General features: G+C 47.6%; 8 protein-coding genes and 1 pseudogene. All 9 read right to left on the bottom strand.

Features of this window, described 5'->3' with window-relative positions:
• On the bottom strand, positions 1 to 333 hold a 333-nt coding region (gene rpsC / locus A3751_RS11070; RefSeq protein WP_068455787.1), incomplete at its 3' end, for a 30S ribosomal protein S3.
• A gap of 11 nt (positions 334 to 344) precedes the next feature.
• Positions 345 to 677 (bottom strand): 50S ribosomal protein L22, encoded by a 333-nt coding sequence (gene rplV / locus A3751_RS11065; RefSeq protein WP_068455783.1) that lies wholly within the window; start codon positions 675 to 677, stop codon positions 345 to 347.
• Positions 678 to 695: 18 nt separating this feature from the next.
• Positions 696 to 971 (bottom strand): 30S ribosomal protein S19, encoded by a 276-nt coding sequence (gene rpsS, locus A3751_RS11060; protein WP_068455781.1) that lies wholly within the window; start codon positions 969 to 971, stop codon positions 696 to 698.
• 19 nt (positions 972 to 990) lie between these two features.
• Positions 991 to 1818 (bottom strand): 50S ribosomal protein L2, encoded by an 828-nt coding sequence (gene rplB, locus A3751_RS11055; protein WP_068455776.1) that lies wholly within the window; start codon positions 1816 to 1818, stop codon positions 991 to 993.
• Positions 1819 to 1832: 14 nt separating this feature from the next.
• Positions 1833 to 2126 (bottom strand): 50S ribosomal protein L23, encoded by a 294-nt coding sequence (gene rplW / locus A3751_RS11050; RefSeq protein ID WP_068455773.1) that lies wholly within the window; start codon positions 2124 to 2126, stop codon positions 1833 to 1835.
• A complete protein-coding gene (gene rplD / locus A3751_RS11045; RefSeq protein WP_068455769.1) occupies positions 2123 to 2731 on the bottom strand; it encodes a 50S ribosomal protein L4 in 609 nt (202 codons plus the stop codon). The genes rplW and rplD overlap by 4 nt, the downstream gene beginning before the upstream one ends.
• An 11-nt stretch (positions 2732 to 2742) precedes the next feature.
• Positions 2743 to 3381, bottom strand: coding sequence for a 50S ribosomal protein L3 (rplC, locus tag A3751_RS11040; RefSeq protein ID WP_068455766.1), 639 nt, complete (start codon positions 3379 to 3381; stop codon positions 2743 to 2745).
• A gap of 106 nt (positions 3382 to 3487) precedes the next feature.
• Positions 3488 to 3799 carry a 30S ribosomal protein S10 gene (rpsJ, locus tag A3751_RS11035; RefSeq protein ID WP_068455763.1) on the bottom strand — a complete coding sequence of 104 codons (312 nt, stop codon included), beginning with the start codon at positions 3797 to 3799 and terminating at the stop codon, positions 3488 to 3490.
• Positions 3800 to 3986: 187 nt separating this feature from the next.
• Positions 3987 to 4345 (bottom strand): annotated as a pseudogene (tuf, locus tag A3751_RS11030) (elongation factor Tu); the annotation flags it as partial.

The raw sequence follows: 4345 nt of genomic DNA, 5'->3' as shown, positions 1-4345 counted from the left end.
CAAGTCAGGCTTACGAATTTCCTCGATATTGATGTGCACAGGCACACCCATCATTCGACTAACTTCGTTACGCAATTTCTCTACATCTTCGCCTTTCTTACCAATCACAATCCCCGGACGTGCCGTGTGAATCGTAATACGTGCATTTTGCGCAGGACGCTCGATCGCGATCTTACTGACTGACGCCTTTTCAAGGCGCTTCATTAAGAACTCGCGAACTTCAATGTCGTTTAGAAGATTGTTCGCGTATTCACCTTTCTCTGCATACCAAACGGAGTTGTGGTCTTTCACAATACCCAGTCTGATACCATTAGGATGTACTTTCTGACCCATCTGAGTATCTCCTAGTTATCGGCCACTTTGACCGTGATATGACAGGTGCGCTTAAAGATACGATCAGCTCGTCCTTTTGCACGCGGACGGATACGCTTCATAGTTGGACCTTCATCAACAAAAACTGTCGATACGCTAAGATCATCAACATCAAGACCGTCGTTATGCTCAGCGTTAGCAATCGCTGACTCCAACACCTTCTTAATCAATTGTGCAGCTTTCTTCGTGCTAAAAGACAAAGTCTCCAGCGCTTCTTCTACACCCTTGCCTCGAATTTGATCTGCTACCAAACGTGCCTTCTGAGCAGAAATTCGAGCACCTCTATGCTTTGCAGCTACTTCCATCTCTCAATCCCCTCAGAATTAACGCTTAGCTTTCTTATCAGCAGCATGACCACGATAAGTACGCGTAGCAGCGAATTCACCCAATTTATGGCCTACCATATCTTCAGTTACAAAAACCGGAACGTGTTGACGCCCGTTATGAACTGCAATCGTAAGACCTACCATCTCTGGAAAAACTGTCGAGCGACGAGACCAAGTTTTAATTGGTTTTTTGTCGCCCTTTTCCAGAGCCGTTTCAACTTTCTTCAACAAGTGAAGGTCAATAAATGGACCTTTCTTTAAAGAACGTGGCACAGCGTAATCCTCTTTTTAATTACTTAGCCGACCGACGACGTACAATCATCTTGTCAGTGCGTTTGTTCTTGCGAGTCTTATGACCTTTAGTAGGTACACCCCAAGGAGTAACAGGGTGACGACCACCAGAGGTTCGCCCTTCACCACCACCATGTGGATGGTCAACTGGGTTCATAACAACACCACGCACCGTTGGTCGAACACCGCGCCAACGTGATGCACCCGCTTTACCTAATTGACGGAGGCTATGCTCACTATTTGAAACCTCACCCAAGGTTGCACGACATTCGGCCAAAACCTTACGCATTTCACCAGAACGCAAGCGAAGAGTTGCATAAGCACCTTCACGAGCTACCAGTTGCGCAGATGTTCCCGCACTACGTGCAATCTGAGCGCCTTTACCAGGCTTCATCTCTATGCAGTGAATAACACTACCTACCGGAATGTTACGCATAGGCAGAGTACTACCAACCTTGATTGGAGCATCTTCACCAGAGCGAACTTCATCACCCGCCTTAAGACCTTTCGGTGCGATGATGTAGCGACGCTCACCATCTGCATACTTAAGAAGAGCAATATGCGCAGAACGATTTGGATCATACTCCAAACGCTCCACAACCGCAGGAATACCGTCCTTCCCGCGCTTGAAGTCTACTAGACGGTAGTGCTGCTTATGACCACCACCTTTATGACGCGTTGTAATACGACCATTGTTATTACGACCGCCATTCTTTGATTTTTTCTCTACCAACGGCGCGTAAGGTCGACCTTTGTGCAAATCAGGGTTTGTAACCTTGACTACATGACGGCGACCGGCAGAAGTCGGTTTGGCTTTAACGACTGGCATAACTATCTCCTACCTTATTCAACATCCATGAAGTCGATGTCCTGGCCTTCCGCCAGAGTGACATACGCTTTACGGATATCCTTACGCTTGCCAAGACCATTGCGAGTTAGCTTAGTCTTGCCCTTGATATTTACAGTACGGACCTGCTCAACATTAACATTGAACAACTGCTCTACTGCCTTCTTGATTTCAGGCTTGCTCGCATCTGAAGCAACCTTGAAACAAACTTGATTATGCTCTGCAGCCATTGAAGCCTTTTCAGAGACGTGAGGGCCTAGTAGCACCTTATAGATACGCTCTTGGTTCATCCCAACATCTCCTCAATCTTCTTCAAAGCAGCGACTGTAACTACTACCTTGTCATGCCCAACCAAGCTCACAGGATCAACACTTGCCGCGTCACGAACCTCTACTTTTGGTAGATTGCGCGAAGCAAGATATAAGTTCTGCTCTACTTCATCAGAAATTATTAGCGCTCCATTCTCCAAGCCTTGAGCTGCCAACTTTGCAGCGAACTCTTTAGTTTTTGGAGTAGCAGCTGTCATCTCTTCAACAACAACCAGACGGTCCTGACGAACAAGCTCGGAAAGAATTACCTGCATCGCAGCGCGATACATCTTACGGTTTACTTTCTGCTCGTAACTACGAGGCTTAGCAGCGAAAGTTACACCACCACCGGTCCAAATTGGGCTACGAATCGTACCAGCACGCGCTCGGCCAGTACCTTTTTGACGCCATGGCTTCTTACCACCGCCACGCACTTCTGAGCGAGTCTTTTGAGCTACTGTACCCTGACGGCCGCCTGCCATATAAGCAGTAACAACCTGATGTACCAGAGCTTCGTTATACTCACGAGAGAACGTAGCGTCAGAGACAGCAACGCTGTCTTTAGAATTTGCTATTACTAAATCCATCACTACACCTCTTAAGCTTTAACAGCTGGTTTGACGATAATGTCTGTGCCAGTTGCGCCAGGGACAGCACCTTTGATCAAAAGCAAGTTGCGCTCTGCATCGATACGCACGAGCTCAAGACCTTGAACCGTTACCTGCTCAGCACCCATGTGGCCAGCCATCTTCTTACCCTTCACAACTCGACCAGGCGTTTGACACTGACCAATCGAACCAGGAGCTCTGTGAGATAGCGAGTTACCGTGTGTTGCGTCTTGCATACGAAAGTTCCAACGCTTAACACCGCCTTGAAACCCCTTACCTTTTGACTGACCGGTCACATCAACAATTTGACCAGTTTCAAACTGCTCGACACTAAGAACATCGCCCGCTTTAAGGTCTGCACCCTCTTCAGCTTCTAGACGAAATTCCCACAAACCACGACCAGCTTCGACACCCGCTTTCGCGAAGTGACCTGCTGCTGCTTTAGAAACGCGAGAAGCGCGACGCTCACCTGTAGTGATCTGAACAGCCTTGTAGCCATCCACGTCCTCAGTTCTCACCTGCGTGATACGGTTACCGTCTACTTCAATAACGGTTACCGGGATTGACCGACCCTCTTCTGTGAAGATACGAGTCATACCAGCCTTGCGGCCGACTAAACCAATTGCCATTTTTCACCTCTTAAGTGTACGGGGCTCTCACCCTCTATGGCCCTATTAATAGGTAGTTACACTTTGCCGGGTTAGATAAACCCAGCACCCAAGCTTACGCTTGGACTTAACCTAGGCTGATTTGAACATCAACACCAGCAGCTAGATCAAGCTTCATGAGTGCGTCTACAGTTTTTTCTGTAGGCTCTACAATATCCATCATGCGTTTATGCGTGCGGATTTCATATTGATCACGCGCATCTTTATTAACGTGCGGAGAGATCAATACTGTAAACCTTTCTTTCTTTGTTGGCAGAGGAATTGGGCCACGCACTTGTGCTCCAGTTCGCTTCGCCGTGTCTACGATTTCTTGTGTAGACTGGTCAATCAGACGGTAGTCAAATGCTTTCAGTCTGATTCTGATTTTTTGGCTTTGCATGTTTAACAAAACTCCGATTATCGCCACGTCGACAGATTGTCTTTGCGGCACCTGTACAAAAAAGGAGCGGCATTGTACTCATTGCATACAAACCTGTCAACAAAAGAGTCACCACCCCTTTGCCAAATGATCTGCCAAAGAAAAAGGCCGCCCAATGGGCAGCCCCTTTCAATATTACGAGAACAAATTACTCGATGATTTTGGCAACAACACCAGCACCAACTGTGCGGCCACCTTCACGAATCGCGAAGCGTAGACCTTCTTCCATCGCGATTGGCGCGATCAAAGTAGCTGTCAACTGTACGTTATCACCTGGCATTACCATCTCAACGCCATCAGGAAGCTCACATGCACCTGTTACATCCGTGGTACGGAAGTAAAATTGTGGACGATAGCCTTGGAAGAATGGCGTGTGACGACCACCTTCATCTTTGCTCAAGATATATACTTCAGCCTCGAACTTCGTGTGCGGCTTAACCGAACCAGGAACACATAGCACCTGACCACGCTCAACATCATCACGCTTAGTACCACGAAGAAGAACAC

Source organism: Oleiphilus sp. HI0080 (assembly GCF_001635135.1).
Note: the sequence above shows the minus strand (reverse complement) of the source record. Positions and strands in the feature narration are given on the sequence as shown.